This is a genomic window from Telmatospirillum sp. J64-1, from assembly GCF_006980715.1.
Classification (GTDB): Bacteria; Pseudomonadota; Alphaproteobacteria; order Rhodospirillales; family Magnetospirillaceae; genus Oleiliquidispirillum; species Oleiliquidispirillum nitrogeniifigens.
In genome coordinates, this window is the sequence record NZ_SBHN01000008.1 from 40,227 (window position 1) to 52,904 (window position 12,678).

A 12,678-nucleotide genomic window follows, 5' to 3' on the forward strand; every position below is an offset into this window, starting at 1 on the left:
AGCCGTTAGATCATGTTGCGCGAAATCTGCATGCGCGTCTCGCCGCCGGCTGCGACGATCGAGGAAACACGCTGCATGCCTTCGTCCAGTTGCTGGACGAGTTCGCGGACGCGGTCGGCTTCCTCTTCCATCTGCTGTTGCACCTTGAGCATCAGCTTCTGGATATCGAGCTTGTCGGCCTGGGCGTTGGTCGCTTGTTTTTCTTTGACCGCCGTGTTGATGGAGATGCCGCCCTGAGCCGCGGCGAGGCCGCCTTGGACGATGCCCGAAATCACGTTGGCGGTCGTGGCGAAGGATTGGACCATCGAGCCGGCCGCCGCGCCGCCGGTGGCAACGGTGGCGGCGATACTGGCCACGGCCATGGCCACGGCAACGGCCACCTGGATCGCCATGGCCGTCCAGCCCGCGATTTCCTTGGCCTTTTCCTCGTCGGCGCCGAAGGCCTTGGCGATCTCGGTGACGGCGGCGGTGATCAGGCCGTTGATGGTCAGGTCCGGTCCGCCCAGGGCCTGGGAGATCTCGTTTGCGATGGTTGCCACTGTATCGACGATGGCGATGCTCATCCCGATGCATGCCACCACTAGCAGGGGTGCCGCCGCGCCACCGGTGGCGGCCGTCAAGGCGGCAGCGGCGGCAACCGCCACGGCCGAGGCGACAAGGGTGGCGATCTTGCTGATGAAGCCGAAAATCTTGCCGAAGAAGCTCGATTTGGAGGCTTCGGCCAGTTTCTTGGCCGCTTCCTCGAGCTTCTTCATCGCCTCCTGGTGCAGCTCGTCCTTTTTTTTGGCATCCATCTGGATGCCTTCCTTGGCGGTCTTGAGCTGGCTCTCGTTCAGCTTGTTTTGCAGCGAGCCGAGGATCAGGACGGCATCGTCGGCACTGAACGACATCTTCGGGGCTTCAAGCCGCGGTGCGCCGGGCGGCGCGGAGGTGCCCTTGCTGTCCTTGGGCATGGCCACCTTGCTCAGATCGCCGACGACCTTCTGGACGAGCTGCTGGAGGTTCGGTCCGGCCGCTTCCGTGCCGGTTGTGGTCGGGGTCTGCGTCGGCAGGACGCCACTCCGGCCCAATCCGTCGACGCTCATTTCTCTTCCTCTTTGGCGGCAGAGTCGGACAGCAGTTCGAGCAGCGCTTCGGCACGATCACCCTGCGCGGCATATTGCGGCTTGCCGCTGGTCGCTTCGAGCACCAGCTGCAGCGCCTCGATGGCCTCTTCCTTCATTCCCAGCCCCATCAGGCACTCGGCGATATGCAGCGTGGGGTTCGGGTCGCTGGCATCGAGAATCGTGGCGATCGCATAGGTCTGGATCGCCGTCTCGTAGCGCTTGAGCATCTGCTGGCAGGCGGCCAGGGCCTTGATGTAGCGCGGTTCCAGGTGATTGAAGAAGTTCAGGAAGGTGAAGGCCTTCAGGGCGTCTTCATATTTGGCTTGGTTGTAGAGGTTGAAGCCCAGCGTGTAGACGGCTTCGTAATCCTGGTCTGTCAGATTGTGCATCTGCCCGATGGTGATGCCCTGGTTCAGAAGCAGGTCGGTGACTTCCGCGATCTGGGCTTGCAAGGCGGGATCGACGGCGAGGCTGGGATTGGTAGCGGACACGAGACTCTCCCTATTTCAATGAATGACGTGCGTCAGCGCATGTTGCCGATGATGGACTCGCGGGTCTTGGCCATCTTCTGGACGGCATTGGTCAGCTGTTCGAAGGCTTCGTTGCGCTTGTTGGACAGGCTCTGCAGGCGGATCATGTCGAGCTGCGAAGTACTGTTCAGGTTGTCCAGCTTGCCCTTGATCTCTTCGATCCAGTTGTCGAACCAGATCTGCTTGGCATCATACTTTCCAGTGCCGGGCACGTTGACACCGCCCATTTCGGAATCGCTGCCGTCGCGCTTGATGGTCACCCCGGCCTTTTCCAGGCGGGTCACCATGGCTTCGGATTCTTCGTAGGTGGAGCCCAAGTCCGCCCAGGCGTTCGGATTGTCGCCGCTGGGGCGCAGGCCGCGAATGTCGGCCAGAAGCTCGTTCAAGTTCGCGATCTCGGCCTGGCGCTGCTTGATCTCGTTGATCTGGTCGGCCATCTGCGCCTCCAGGTTGTTGGCGCGCTCGGCCTGAACCGCCATCATGAAGGCTTCCAGGTCCAGGCCGCCCGTAACCTGGCTAAGGGAGAGCGGCGCAGTGGCACCCACAGTGGTATTGGGAGTCGTGGTCATTGTCATCCTCTACGGGTCAGCCCGCTCTCCGAGTGTCCCTGTCGATTATCGCATGTTGCCGATGATGCTTTCGCGGGCCTTGGCGAATTTCTGGACAGCGTTGGTCAGCTGTTCGAAGGCCTCGTTGCGCTTGTTCGACAGGCTCTGCAGGCGGATCATGTCGAGCTGCGAGGTGCTGTTCAGGTTGTCCAGCTTGGCTTTGACCTGCTCGATCCAGTTGTCATATTTGATCTGCGTCGCGGTCGTGACGTTTTCTCCCGCGTCCTTGAGGCCGGCCTTGATCATATCGTTCAGCAAGTCCTTGGACACCGTTGTCTTGGCGTCAGGCTTGCCTTCCGGGCGCTCTTGGCGCAGCGCGGCCAGCATATCGTTGTAATGTGCAACCTCGGCCTGGCGCTGCTTGATCTCGTTAATCTGGTCTGCCATCTGCGATTCCAGGTTTTCCGCCCGCTGGGCCTGAACCGTCATCATGAAGGCTTCCAGGTCCATGCCGCCCGTGACCTGGGCGATGGTCATGTTGCCGGAGACGCCACTCGTTGCGAAATCTGACATGTCTTCGTTTCCTTCTTCTTCAGCTTCAGTGGCTCAGATCATCGGACGCATTTTCATGCGGCCCACGCTGCGCGGCGCATGATCGGCATCCAGGCGAGCGCGCTGCACCTCGTCCTCGATTTCCTGATTGTCGCGGGCGATGGCTTCTTCGAGTTCGCGGCGCTGGGCCGCGGGAAGGTCAGCGGTGAAATTCTTCAGCTTTTCCGCATCCAGGCCGTTGGCGCTGTAGAGTTCGCGGGTTTCTTCGAGCTGCCGTTCGCAGCTGTGGATCAGGGCATCCATCTCGGCAAGAATCTCGACCGCGCGTTCTTCCGGCTGCTTAGCCATCTTTAAATCCCCTTTGCAATCATTCCCGAGGCCACCGCTTGGTGTTTTCGCCTCGCTTTCGTGGAATTAGTGTCCTGGGCGAGAATTTGGTTCACGCGGCACATCGTTTTTTTACTCGATTTGTCTCAGCCTTGTGGCATAGCAGGAAAGGCAGGTTGGGGAAGTGATCCCGCGCGGGAACTCATCGCCTTCTGGCGTTACTAAGCTTCAAGACGCGTATGGCGATGGATCGGCGAGACGGGTATGAAGATTGAAGGCGCACAATTCGGACAGTTGCAGGGCGGCGCGAATGACGCCGCCGATGCGGCGCCGCAGCAAGGCGCGTGGCGCGGAGAGACGGTCACGGTCGAACGCTCCATTGCGTCGCAATTGGCCGATGCCGCCGAGGAACTGACCTTTTCCCAATCCGAAAAGGAAGAGGAAAAGGAGGTTTCCGAGCGCAAGATGCAGGCGCCGCGCTTGGCGGAACTGATGCAAGTCCAGCAGATCATGGACTATCTCAGCCTGCTGGGCGGCGAGCATAATCAGGAAAAGCTCAAGGAACTGGTGGCGCGGCTGTCCAATGGCGCCCGCCCCGGCGAGGCTGTCGGCGAAGCCTTCGCCGAGCCGGCCAAGCAATTCCTGGCACTGAACTATGCCTTGCGGCATTTCGAGGAGCAGGGCGGTCCGGAAGAGCTGCTGGCTTCCTTGCGCCAGCAGCTCGAAGAGCTGAACGAGGATCATTACCAGGCGATCTGGGCCGACCTCAACACGGCCGGGGCGGCCCAGGCCTTCGGCGGCGGCAACGAGGCGCAGGCAGACTCCTTCCGCGAATGCTACCGCGAGACGGTGCTGGGCCGCGAAGCCTTGGGCGAGACCTTCAATTCGGTGCTCCAGCGCTTCGGCAAGGACGATCTCTCGCGTTCCATCGGCATGCTGATCCGTGCGGCGGGCGACGACCTTTCTGCCCGCGGCCCGTCCACCGCCCCGGCGGAATTGCAGAGCATCCTCGAGGATCTCTATCAGCTCAAGGTGCTGGTGACGGTGCTGGAGGGCTGCAACGAAGTCGCCGACCGCCTGGCCCGGGATTTCGGCAAGTCCGGCTTGCGGGCGGAGGACATGATGAGCAAGCTGGTCGGCCTGACCGGTGAGCGGTGGATCACGTCGGACCGCGTCTCCGCCGTGGCGCGCGACATGGGGGTGTACGGCGTCGAGGAAAGAATCGCGTTCCTGAAAGGGACGCGCGACATCCTGCGCGACATGCCGCTGAAGATCTTCGCCGAACCCGAAACCCGCGACAAGCTGCTGGGCGCTGCCCAGGAAGCCCTGGATCTTGCTATCGAGGAAGAAGAATGAGTTGGGTGGCACAGACCATCGCCGAATTCGGCCGCAGCATCGGTATCGACAACTTGCAGCCCGATGCCGCGGGCTTGGTGCAGATGGCCTTCGACAGTGGTGACCGGCTGTGTTTCGAAGAGGTCGAGGACGAGTTGCTGGTCTACCTGATCCGCGAGGTAGACAGCCACGACCCCGCCCTCAAGCTGCGCGCCCTGGCGCTGTGCGGCGAGATCCGGCAATGGGAATGGCCGGTCCAGGCGGGATTGCGGGGGGCCGACCGGCTGGTTTTCCTGGTGCGCCTGCCCCAGCGGGCGGTTTCCTTGAATGTGCTGGAACAAAGCCTGGACCTGCTGACGCGCCTGCATGCCATGGCGCGCGGCTGATCCGGCGTCTGTGACGGGAGAACGAGATGGACTTCAATATCAAGGGCTTCTCCTTCGATCGCGGCATCGACCGGATCATTTCTGCCCAGGACCAGCCGGAAAACCGCCTGCCCAGCGAAGGCCGCCTGGCGCCCAGCGACAGCCGCGCCATTCCGCGTCTCGACCAGATCCTGCACACCGAGACGGTGGGGGGTGCTCTGCTGCGCGACTTGGCGCCGAAGCTGAGCCAGAACGACATGCTGATGCCCGACCGGTTCCATCGCGCCCTGGGAGAGGCCCTGGACATGATCAATCAGCAGGCCGGCGCGCATCCCGAACACGACTCTCTGTTCAAGGAGGCCGCCTCGGTGCTGCGGGAAGAGCAGGAATTGCGGGAACTGCTCGACCTTTATCGCAACGCCTTGTTCAAGGGATGATGGACGTGGAGCGCCCCTATCACGAATTCCTGGCCGTTCTCGGCTATTTCTACCTGCAGCACGAACGCCCCCAGAAGGCGGCCGTGCTGTTCGGCATTGTTGACGTGCTCAAGCCGGGCAATCCGGTGACCATGAAGTCGCTGGCCCTCTCCCTGGTCGAAGCGGATCGGGCCGAGGAAGGGCTGGCCGTGCTCGATCGCCTCTCGGCCCTGGGCGTGGCCGATGCCACGACGCATCTCCTGCGGGCCAAGGCCCTGGCCAAGCTGGGCCGGCCCGAGCAATTGGCGGCGGCAGTCGAGACGTTCCTCGCCGCCCGCGCATCCACCTGACGATAGGTTCCATGGAAAAGCTGCACCGCCTTCTTCTGATCGCCACCAACCGTACCGACATCGTTCTGGCGATCCTGCTGGTGGCGATCATCTTCATGATGATTCTGCCCTTGCCGACGGCGCTGGTGGATGCGCTGATCGCGACGAACATGGCCCTGGCGGCGATCCTGCTGATGGTGGCGATGTATATTCCGTCGCCCTTGTCCTTTTCAGCCTTCCCGGCGGTGCTGCTGATCACCACCCTGTTCCGACTGGCGCTGTCCATCTCGACCACGCGCCTGATCCTGCTGCAGGGCGATGCCGGGCATATCGTCGAGACCTTCGGCAATTTCGTGGTCGGCGGGAACCTGATCGTCGGTCTGGTCGTCTTCCTGATCCTGACCATCGTGCAGTTCGTCGTGATCACCAAGGGCGCCGAACGTGTCGCCGAAGTGGGCGCGCGTTTCTCGCTCGACGCCATGCCGGGCAAGCAGATGTCCATCGACGGCGACATGCGCGCCGGCGTCATCGACATGGACGAGGCCCGCCGGCGGCGTGGCATGGTCGAAAAGGAAAGCCAGCTTTACGGCGCCATGGACGGCGCCATGAAATTCGTTAAGGGCGACGCCATCGCCGGTCTGATCATCGTGGCCGTCAACCTGCTGGGGGGCATCACCATTGGTTCCCTGCAGCGCGGCATGGAGGTCGGGCAGGCCATGCAGGTCTATTCGATCCTGACCATTGGCGACGGTCTGATCAGCCAGATCCCTGCGCTGTTCATCTCGATCTGCGCGGGCATCATCGTGACCCGCGTGTCTTCGGACGACGGGCCGAGCAATGTGGGCCGCGACATCGGCAGCCAGGTCCTGGCCCAGCCCCGCGCCTTGCTGATCGGCGCCACGATCATGTTGGGCTTCGGCCTCATTCCCGGCATGCCGACGCCGACCTTCGTGGTGCTGGCCCTGGTCATCGGCTCGGTGGGCTTCATCCTCTTCCGCAATGCCCAAAGGGTCGCGGCGGGAGGCCCCGTCGACGACACCATGCCGGCCCTGGCGGCCTCGGGGCAACCGGCGCCGAAGCGGCCCAATTCGGCCGACAAGAACGAGGAAGTCGTCCTGACGGTGCCGTTGCTGGTGGATGTGTCGGCCCATCTGGAACACAAGCTGAAGCCCGATGTCCTGAACGAGGAATTGCTGAAGGTCCGCCGGGCGCTCTACTACGACCTGGGCGTGCCGTTCCCCGGCATCCATCTGCGCTACAACGAGCATCTGCCGTCCGGGGGCTATGCCATCATGCTGCATGAGGTGCCGGTGTCGCAGGGGAGCCTGCTGGCCGATCACGTCTTCGTCCGCGAACGCGAAGACAACCTGAAGACCCTGTCCATCGACTACAAGTCCGACCGCGCCTTCCTGCCCAACCTGCCGACCCTCTGGGTTCCCGAGGCGCGGCGCGAGACCTTGGGCAAGGCCGGGATCGGTTTCATGGATCATGGCCAAGTGATGACGTATCATCTGGCCTTCGTCCTGAAGAAATATGCCGAGGACTTCATCGGCATCCAGGAAACCCGCTTCCTGCTCGCCAGCATGGAAAGCCGCTTCCCCGATCTGGTCAAGGAGGTCCAGCGTATCCTGCCGCTGCAGAAGATCACCGAGATCCTGCAGCGCCTGGTGTCCGAGGACGTGTCGATCCGCAACCTGCGGACCATCCTGGAATCGCTGATCGATTGGGGGCAGAAGGAAAAGGACACGGTGCTGTTGGCCGAATATGTCCGTGCCAGCCTGCGGCGCTACATCAGCTACAAATACAGCAGCGGCCATAACATGTTGCCCGCCTATATGTTCGCGCCCTCGGTCGAGGATACCATCCGCAATGCCGTGCGCCAGACCTCGGGCGGCAGCTATCTGGCGCTGGACGCCAACGTCTCGCGGAAGCTGGTGGCCAATGTGAGCAAGATGGTGGGCGATCTGTCGGCGACGGCGCAGAAGCCGGTGCTGCTGACCTCGATGGACATCCGCCGCTATGTCCGCAAGCTGATCGAGCTCGATCTCTATGACCTGCCGGTCCTGTCCTATCAGGAACTGACCCAGGAAATTAACATCCAGCCGCTGGGGCGGATCGAGCTTTAGCGGTTGCGGAAAAGCGAACCCTCTAACGACTGATGCTGTGGCAGCATGGTTTCCCGCTTTCGCGGGAATGACGATGGAAACAGGGGGGCTACAGCCTGTCGGCGGCGGGCCGAAGCGGAGCCCAAAGAGATTCCGCTCCGGCCCGTATAGGCTCATGCCTTGGCGGGGATCCGGGCAATGACCTTGATCTCGAAATCGAACCCCGCCAGCCAGTTCACGCCGATCGCCGTCCAATTGGGATAAGGCGGGGCGGGGAAGTTCCGGTTCTTGACGGCGATGATGGTGGCGAACTGGTTTTCCGGATCCGTGTGGAAGGTGGTCACGTCGACAATATCTGCGAACGTGCAGCCAGCCGCTTTCAGCGTGGCGGCAAGATTGTCGAAGGCCAATTGGACCTGGCGCTCGAAGTCCGGTTCCGGGCTGCCGTCGGGGCGGCTGCCGACCTGCCCGGAGACGAACAGAAGATCGCCGGAACGGATCGCGGCGGAGTAGCCATGTTCTTCGTAGAGAGCATGTCTGTCGGCAGGAAAAATCGCTTCACGCTGTGTCATCGCTTGATTCCTCTTCATCATGCCGGCGCAAGCTGATATACGCCGTGTATGTGAAATTGACACATACGCAGCGTATGTCAACTCATATACGCTGTGTATGTGATGTGGAGGGAATCATTCATGGCCACGAGACGCCGCGCCGAGATGATGGAGGAGACCCGCGCAAAGCTGATTCAGGCCGCGCGCAAGGCTTTTGCCGAGAAGGGCTATGCGGCTGCCTCGATGGATGAACTGACCGCCGAGGTCGGCCTTACCCGGGGCGCGCTCTACCATAATTTCGGCGACAAGAAAGGGTTGCTGGCGGCGGTGGTCGCCCGGGTCGACGGGGAAATGGCGGCGCGTGCACGGCAGATCGCCGCCCGTTCCGAAGATGATTGGGAGGCGCTGCTGGCCGAGGGGGTGGCCTATATCGAAATGGCGCTGGACCCTGAAGTGCAGCGCATCGTCCTGCTCGACGGGCCGGCTGTCCTTGGCGACCCTTCCCAATGGCCCAGCCAGGACAGCTGCCTGCAGACGACGAAGCGGACGGTGGAAAGACTGATCGCGGGGGGCATCCTCAAGCCGGTGGATGCCGAAGCCGCGGCCCGGCTCCTGAACGGAGCCGCCCTCAATGCCGCTCTTTGGATCGCGGCCAGCGACAATCCGGCGGAGGTTCTGCCGAAAGCCGTCGAGGCGTTCCGCTGCCTTGCGACCGGTTTGCTGGCAAAGCCGGCATAGACGGCATCAGGCACAAGCTGCGAGGGCTGCGGGCAGGGGCTGGCTTGCAAGCCCCTGCCTGTTCGCTTTCCATCCTTTATGCCGATCCGCCCGTGCCCTCGGTGCGGCCAGCGGTGAGAGCGGCGGCCTGGCCTTCGGGGACGGCGATGGCGCGGGCCACGGCTTCCCGGAAGAGGGGGCGAGCCTCATCCACCTCGATCTGCACGGTATCCCCCTTCGCCGCCGCCTCGAAGCTGCGGCCGAAAAGTTCATCGGCCAGGGCCTTCTGGCCGGGACCCATCTTGCGGGCCTCGATACCGGCTGCGGCGCAGGCGGCATCCAGCTCGGCGCCGCCACGCACGGCCGAGAAATGCAGCCGGGACATGAAATTGAAGCCCGAGAACATGGACTGGCTGGCTTTTGCCATTTCCACGGCGCGCCGTACCAGGGGCGAGGGCAGATGCTGGCCGGAAGAAAGGCCGAGCTCCTTGCGCACCACATTGGTGATGCGTTCGCCATAGACGGCTTCCAGGGCAGCCAGGAAGGCGCGGGTGGCATCGGCCATGCCCGGGGGCAAGGCACCGGGCTGAGAAGGATCGACCCAATCCACACGGCGTCCGCTTGGGGCGCGGCCGGTGGCGATAACCGCCGGGCCATTCGGCTCGTTTCGGATGTCGATATACTCCCCGGCCGCTGCGGCTTGGACAAAGGCGTCCAAAGAAGGGAATACGGTAGTCATTATTCTTATCTTTCTCTCACGGCTCACGAAGGAGGGCAGCGTTCAGCGGAACGAGGCGCTTAATGCTGCCCATGTGACGCGATGTGTTTGTTGTTCGAGATATAATCCACGGCTCTTTGGAGGAAAGAGGCTGTCACAGCATCCTCACGCCCCATCGAAACTTTGCCTTCATCGAGCAGAGTCATCGCAAAATCTCTCAGCATCTCTGCCCCCACTTTCCTGTTTCCGCCTATGTCGCCGTGACTCCGGAGGAAGGCATCGGCCAGAAGTTCGGCGGCATGGCCGGTTTCGCCCGTCTTGACCATGGTGGACAAGGCGTCGGCCGCCAGCGCGCGCATTTCCTTCGCCAGGGCTGCCGCCAAGGCTTTGCCGTCTCCGGCCCCATCGCGGGAATGGGCGACCTGGTCCAGGGCGAGGCCGGTGGCCCGCTCCAACAGCCGTTCGGCCAAGGCCGCGGGCTGCAGGGGGATGGCGATCTGGGCCGCCAGGGAATCCACCTGCATCCTCTGCCTTTCGGTCAGCAGGGAGGAGTCGAAACCGGCGGCTTTCGCCAGCGCCTCGAACTTCGGCCCGCCGGCACAGGCCGAGAATGACAGCTTCGCCGTCATCATATCCGCCCCGGCGCGTTGTTCCTGCGGCCCGGTTTCGGTGATGGAGAGGCTGCGCTGGCTCAGATCCTTGGCTTCGGGCAGCGCCTTGTCTTGCGGCGCCTGCAGCAGATGGCTGAAAGCGGCCATGGCATTGAAGGCCAGTTGCGCGGTCTGGCTGTCCATCTTCAGGGGTTCGACCTGACGACGTCCGAAGGTTCCACTGACATTTGAGTCGGCGGTTGCCTGCGTGCCGTCGGTGGAAGCAGGCGCAGCTGTACCGGCTCCCTCGACGGTGCGTTCACCTGTCCCGGGGGGAGGGCGGAAGGGATTAAAGCCGACGGGAGCCATGACGCCTCCTCATCTCTAGACCCTCATTCCCAGGGGTCTGTGGCGTTCATTCGGCCTGTCGTCGTCATCATCCTCGCAGCGCAGCCGGCCGATCCAATGCTCGGCGACATTGACGAATCGTTCCACGCCCTCCTGCAGGAGGGGCAGGTCGAGTTTGTCGGTGGGCAGTTCACGCATCAGCACGATGCTGCGCGAGGCGGCCTCGATGCTCAGCGTCGCGCCGTCAGTGCCCTGCCAGAAGAAGTTGCCTTCCAGCAGGGGCAGCAGCGAACGTCCCGCCACGTTCTGCGGTGTCCGGCCGAGATAGGAGAACAGCACCACGCGGTTCAGCCGTTCCTGGTGGGCGATGTTGACCAGGATCTGGCGGTCGAAGACGAGGCAGCAATTGCGGTTCTGGTCGAAGGTGAGGCCGGGAATCCCCATGGCTTCCCCGAACTGTGCCAGAAGGGTGCTCAGGCGTCCCGTCACGCTGTTGTCCGCAGTCGTCATTGCCCGGGCACCTCGATCAGGCGGGGCGTGATCATGAAGAGACGTTCCCGTTTCTGCGCTTCCTTGGCGGTGCGGCTGAACAGTAGCCCGAGGACCGGAATGTCTCCCAGCAGCGGCACCTTCTCGACGCTGTCCACGCCGGTTTCGTAGTAATAGCCGCCGATCAGCAGGCTTTCCTCGGAGCCGATGACGGCCTGGGTGCTGATGGTGCTGCGGCGTACGGTGGGAATGTTGGAAACGGTCTGTTCACGCATGATGGTGCCGTCTTCGATATCCACTGCAAGCTGGATGCGATGGCCGGAGGTGTCGGCGATCATGCGCGGCGTCACCCGCAGCATTACACCGGCCGAGACCGGCACCACATCGGCGACCCGTTCGCCTTCGAGGCGGATATAGAAGGTTTCGCTAAGGTCGAGCACGGCTTGCAGGTTGTCCAGGGTCAGGACCGAGGGGCGGGAGAGGATCGAGGCATCCCCCACCTCTTCGAGCGCACTGATGCGGGCCAGGAAGAAGGCCCCCGTGCCGGAGAGAATGGTCTGCAGGTTCGCGTTGTTGGCGGTGCCGATGGAGATGGCACGATCCGACGGCTGGGCCGAATCGATCGTGCCGAAACCGCCCGCGAAATTACCCGACCGTCCTTGCCAGCGGATGCCCAATTCCTCGACCCGGCTGGTGTTGACGTCGATCACGGTGGCTTCGATCTCGATCAGCGCGGTCGGCACGTCCAGCAATTCGATCAGCGCCTGATAGGCGGGCATACGCTCGGCCCTATCCTTGATGATCACCGCATTCAAGCGGGTATCGGCCTGGATGACCGGACTTTCCGTCGAGGCGTCGCGGTGAACGGCCTGGGCTTGGCCGCCTTCGCCATTGCCGGCCTGTCCTTCCGGCTGGACGATCAGCGGCGGCACGCCCGAGCCCAGGATTCCGCCACGCGACGCCGGGGCGACCGTGGTCAGGGGTTCCGTCCGTGTACCGGTTCCGGCCAGGGATTGGTTGGTGACCAGGTTGCGCAGCACCGCCGCGACGCCGGGCACCGTGACCTGCCGGTCGCGATAGGTGAAGGTGCGGTCGTCGACTGTGGCATGGCGCAGGCGGAAGACGGACAGGGTCATGCCCGGCGAGCGCCCGGACGGCAGGTTGCGCAAGGTCCGCTCCACCAGGTCCACATAGGAGGGCGGGCCGGAAACCATGACGGCACCACGATCGGGGAATTCCCCCCAGCCGAAGCGTTCGTCGAGCACGCCCAGGCCGAGCAAGGCATCCCGCACCGTGGCAAGGTCCTCGTTCGGAACCTCGATGGGACGGTTGACGGTTTCGGCGGCTGAATGAATGTGCAGAACACCGGCATGGTAATGCCAGGTCAGGCCATAGGCCATCGACAGTCGGTCGAGAAAGGCCGAGGGCGTGTCGGCGAAGAAGCGCCCCTCGATGGTGCCGGAGACAGCCGGGCTGACCTGGGTGCGCACGCCGAAGCTGCGGCCGAAGGTCTCCAGCACCTGACGGATGGACTCACCCGTGGCGTGATAGGCGTAGCTGGTATTCGGCCAGGGCGGTGGAGCCGCTTGGGCGGTCGTGGCCATGCTGGAAAGCAGAAGGACGGCCAGCAGGCAAAGGACGCGGAACATCGG

16 protein-coding genes are annotated in these 12,678 nt (G+C 63.1%); 6 read left to right on the forward strand and 10 right to left on the reverse strand.

The annotated features are described in order from the left end of the window. Positions 1-5: 5 nt before the first annotated feature. Genes sctE through EPD66_RS09400 form a run of 5 tightly spaced genes read right to left on the reverse strand, consistent with a single transcriptional unit; the run spans position 6 to position 3,084 of the window. A complete protein-coding gene (sctE, locus tag EPD66_RS09380; protein WP_142848242.1) occupies positions 6-1,085 on the reverse strand; it encodes a type III secretion system translocon subunit SctE in 1,080 nt (359 codons plus the stop codon). Beyond that, the gene (locus EPD66_RS09385) at positions 1,082-1,597 is read right to left on the reverse strand and encodes a SycD/LcrH family type III secretion system chaperone (RefSeq protein WP_142848243.1); all 516 of its coding nucleotides are present in this window, start codon (positions 1,595-1,597) and stop codon (positions 1,082-1,084) included. The genes sctE and EPD66_RS09385 overlap by 4 nt, the downstream gene beginning before the upstream one ends. 32 nt (positions 1,598-1,629) lie before the next feature. Further along, positions 1,630-2,205 (reverse strand): hypothetical protein, encoded by a 576-nt coding sequence (locus EPD66_RS09390; protein ID WP_142848244.1) that lies wholly within the window; start codon positions 2,203-2,205, stop codon positions 1,630-1,632. Positions 2,206-2,250: 45 nt separating this feature from the next. Further along, positions 2,251-2,757, reverse strand: a complete 507-nt coding sequence (locus EPD66_RS09395; RefSeq protein WP_142848245.1) for a hypothetical protein — start codon at positions 2,755-2,757, stop codon at positions 2,251-2,253. A gap of 33 nt (positions 2,758-2,790) precedes the next feature. Beyond that, positions 2,791-3,084, reverse strand: coding sequence for a hypothetical protein (locus EPD66_RS09400; protein ID WP_142848246.1), 294 nt, complete (start codon positions 3,082-3,084; stop codon positions 2,791-2,793). A 243-nt stretch (positions 3,085-3,327) separates the two neighbouring features. Between EPD66_RS09400 and sctW the strand changes: the two genes are divergently transcribed. The 5 genes from sctW to sctV are packed head-to-tail and all read left to right on the forward strand — an operon-like array spanning position 3,328 to position 7,634. Then, positions 3,328-4,419 (forward strand): type III secretion system gatekeeper subunit SctW, encoded by a 1,092-nt coding sequence (sctW, locus tag EPD66_RS09405; RefSeq protein ID WP_142848247.1) that lies wholly within the window; start codon positions 3,328-3,330, stop codon positions 4,417-4,419. Further along, on the forward strand, positions 4,416-4,784 hold the full coding sequence (gene sycN, locus EPD66_RS09410; protein WP_142848248.1) for a type III secretion chaperone SycN: 369 nt from the start codon (positions 4,416-4,418) through the stop codon (positions 4,782-4,784). The genes sctW and sycN overlap by 4 nt, the downstream gene beginning before the upstream one ends. A 26-nt stretch (positions 4,785-4,810) precedes the next feature. Further along, positions 4,811-5,200: a hypothetical protein gene (locus tag EPD66_RS09415; RefSeq protein ID WP_142848249.1), complete on the forward strand. Its 390-nt coding sequence runs from the start codon at positions 4,811-4,813 to the stop codon at positions 5,198-5,200. Positions 5,201-5,205: 5 nt separating this feature from the next. Then, complete coding sequence (locus EPD66_RS09420; RefSeq protein WP_142848250.1) at positions 5,206-5,529, forward strand: M48 family metallopeptidase; 324 nt, start codon at positions 5,206-5,208, stop codon at positions 5,527-5,529. 11 nt (positions 5,530-5,540) lie between these two features. Then, complete coding sequence (gene sctV, locus EPD66_RS09425; RefSeq protein ID WP_142848251.1) at positions 5,541-7,634, forward strand: type III secretion system export apparatus subunit SctV; 2,094 nt, start codon at positions 5,541-5,543, stop codon at positions 7,632-7,634. Between the two features lie 152 nt (positions 7,635-7,786). On the opposite strand, the gene EPD66_RS09430 is transcribed toward sctV, so the two are convergent. Further along, the gene (locus EPD66_RS09430; protein WP_185961343.1) at positions 7,787-8,185 is read right to left on the reverse strand and encodes a RidA family protein; all 399 of its coding nucleotides are present in this window, start codon (positions 8,183-8,185) and stop codon (positions 7,787-7,789) included. A 120-nt stretch (positions 8,186-8,305) separates the two neighbouring features. On the opposite strand from EPD66_RS09430, the gene EPD66_RS09435 reads away from it, so the two are divergent. Further along, on the forward strand, positions 8,306-8,902 hold the full coding sequence (locus EPD66_RS09435) for a TetR/AcrR family transcriptional regulator (protein ID WP_185961331.1): 597 nt from the start codon (positions 8,306-8,308) through the stop codon (positions 8,900-8,902). Positions 8,903-8,978: 76 nt separating this feature from the next. Here EPD66_RS09435 and EPD66_RS09440 read toward each other — a convergent pair whose 3' ends face one another. The 4 genes from EPD66_RS09440 to sctC are packed head-to-tail and all read right to left on the reverse strand — an operon-like array spanning position 8,979 to position 12,675. After that, positions 8,979-9,620 (reverse strand): hypothetical protein, encoded by a 642-nt coding sequence (locus EPD66_RS09440; RefSeq protein ID WP_142848253.1) that lies wholly within the window; start codon positions 9,618-9,620, stop codon positions 8,979-8,981. A gap of 59 nt (positions 9,621-9,679) precedes the next feature. Beyond that, positions 9,680-10,558, reverse strand: a complete 879-nt coding sequence (locus EPD66_RS09445) for a hypothetical protein (RefSeq protein ID WP_142848254.1) — start codon at positions 10,556-10,558, stop codon at positions 9,680-9,682. A gap of 15 nt (positions 10,559-10,573) precedes the next feature. After that, on the reverse strand, positions 10,574-11,047 hold the full coding sequence (locus EPD66_RS09450) for a type III secretion system chaperone (protein ID WP_142848255.1): 474 nt from the start codon (positions 11,045-11,047) through the stop codon (positions 10,574-10,576). Next, positions 11,044-12,675, reverse strand: a complete 1,632-nt coding sequence (gene sctC / locus EPD66_RS09455; protein ID WP_142848256.1) for a type III secretion system outer membrane ring subunit SctC — start codon at positions 12,673-12,675, stop codon at positions 11,044-11,046. Before sctC ends, EPD66_RS09450 begins: the two co-directional genes overlap by 4 nt. Between the last annotated feature and the right edge of the window lie 3 nt (positions 12,676-12,678).

What these genes read in the sequence shown, in the direction of transcription:
- sctW (WP_142848247.1), top strand. Translation starts at nt 3,328, where the DNA reads ATGAAGATTGAAGGCGCACAATTCGGACAGTTGCAGGGCGGCGCGAAT.
- EPD66_RS09400 (WP_142848246.1), bottom strand. Translation starts at nt 3,084, where the DNA reads ATGGCTAAGCAGCCGGAAGAACGCGCGGTCGAGATTCTTGCCGAGATG.
- EPD66_RS09390 (WP_142848244.1), bottom strand. Translation starts at nt 2,205, where the DNA reads ATGACCACGACTCCCAATACCACTGTGGGTGCCACTGCGCCGCTCTCC.
- EPD66_RS09450 (WP_142848255.1), bottom strand. Translation starts at nt 11,047, where the DNA reads ATGACGACTGCGGACAACAGCGTGACGGGACGCCTGAGCACCCTTCTG.
- EPD66_RS09435 (WP_185961331.1), top strand. Translation starts at nt 8,306, where the DNA reads ATGGCCACGAGACGCCGCGCCGAGATGATGGAGGAGACCCGCGCAAAG.
- EPD66_RS09415 (WP_142848249.1), top strand. Translation starts at nt 4,811, where the DNA reads ATGGACTTCAATATCAAGGGCTTCTCCTTCGATCGCGGCATCGACCGG.
- sycN (WP_142848248.1), top strand. Translation starts at nt 4,416, where the DNA reads ATGAGTTGGGTGGCACAGACCATCGCCGAATTCGGCCGCAGCATCGGT.
- EPD66_RS09430 (WP_185961343.1), bottom strand. Translation starts at nt 8,185, where the DNA reads ATGACACAGCGTGAAGCGATTTTTCCTGCCGACAGACATGCTCTCTAC.
- EPD66_RS09440 (WP_142848253.1), bottom strand. Translation starts at nt 9,620, where the DNA reads ATGACTACCGTATTCCCTTCTTTGGACGCCTTTGTCCAAGCCGCAGCG.
- sctE (WP_142848242.1), bottom strand. Translation starts at nt 1,085, where the DNA reads ATGAGCGTCGACGGATTGGGCCGGAGTGGCGTCCTGCCGACGCAGACC.
- sctC (WP_142848256.1), bottom strand. Translation starts at nt 12,675, where the DNA reads ATGTTCCGCGTCCTTTGCCTGCTGGCCGTCCTTCTGCTTTCCAGCATG.
- EPD66_RS09395 (WP_142848245.1), bottom strand. Translation starts at nt 2,757, where the DNA reads ATGTCAGATTTCGCAACGAGTGGCGTCTCCGGCAACATGACCATCGCC.
- EPD66_RS09445 (WP_142848254.1), bottom strand. Translation starts at nt 10,558, where the DNA reads ATGGCTCCCGTCGGCTTTAATCCCTTCCGCCCTCCCCCCGGGACAGGT.
- sctV (WP_142848251.1), top strand. Translation starts at nt 5,541, where the DNA reads ATGGAAAAGCTGCACCGCCTTCTTCTGATCGCCACCAACCGTACCGAC.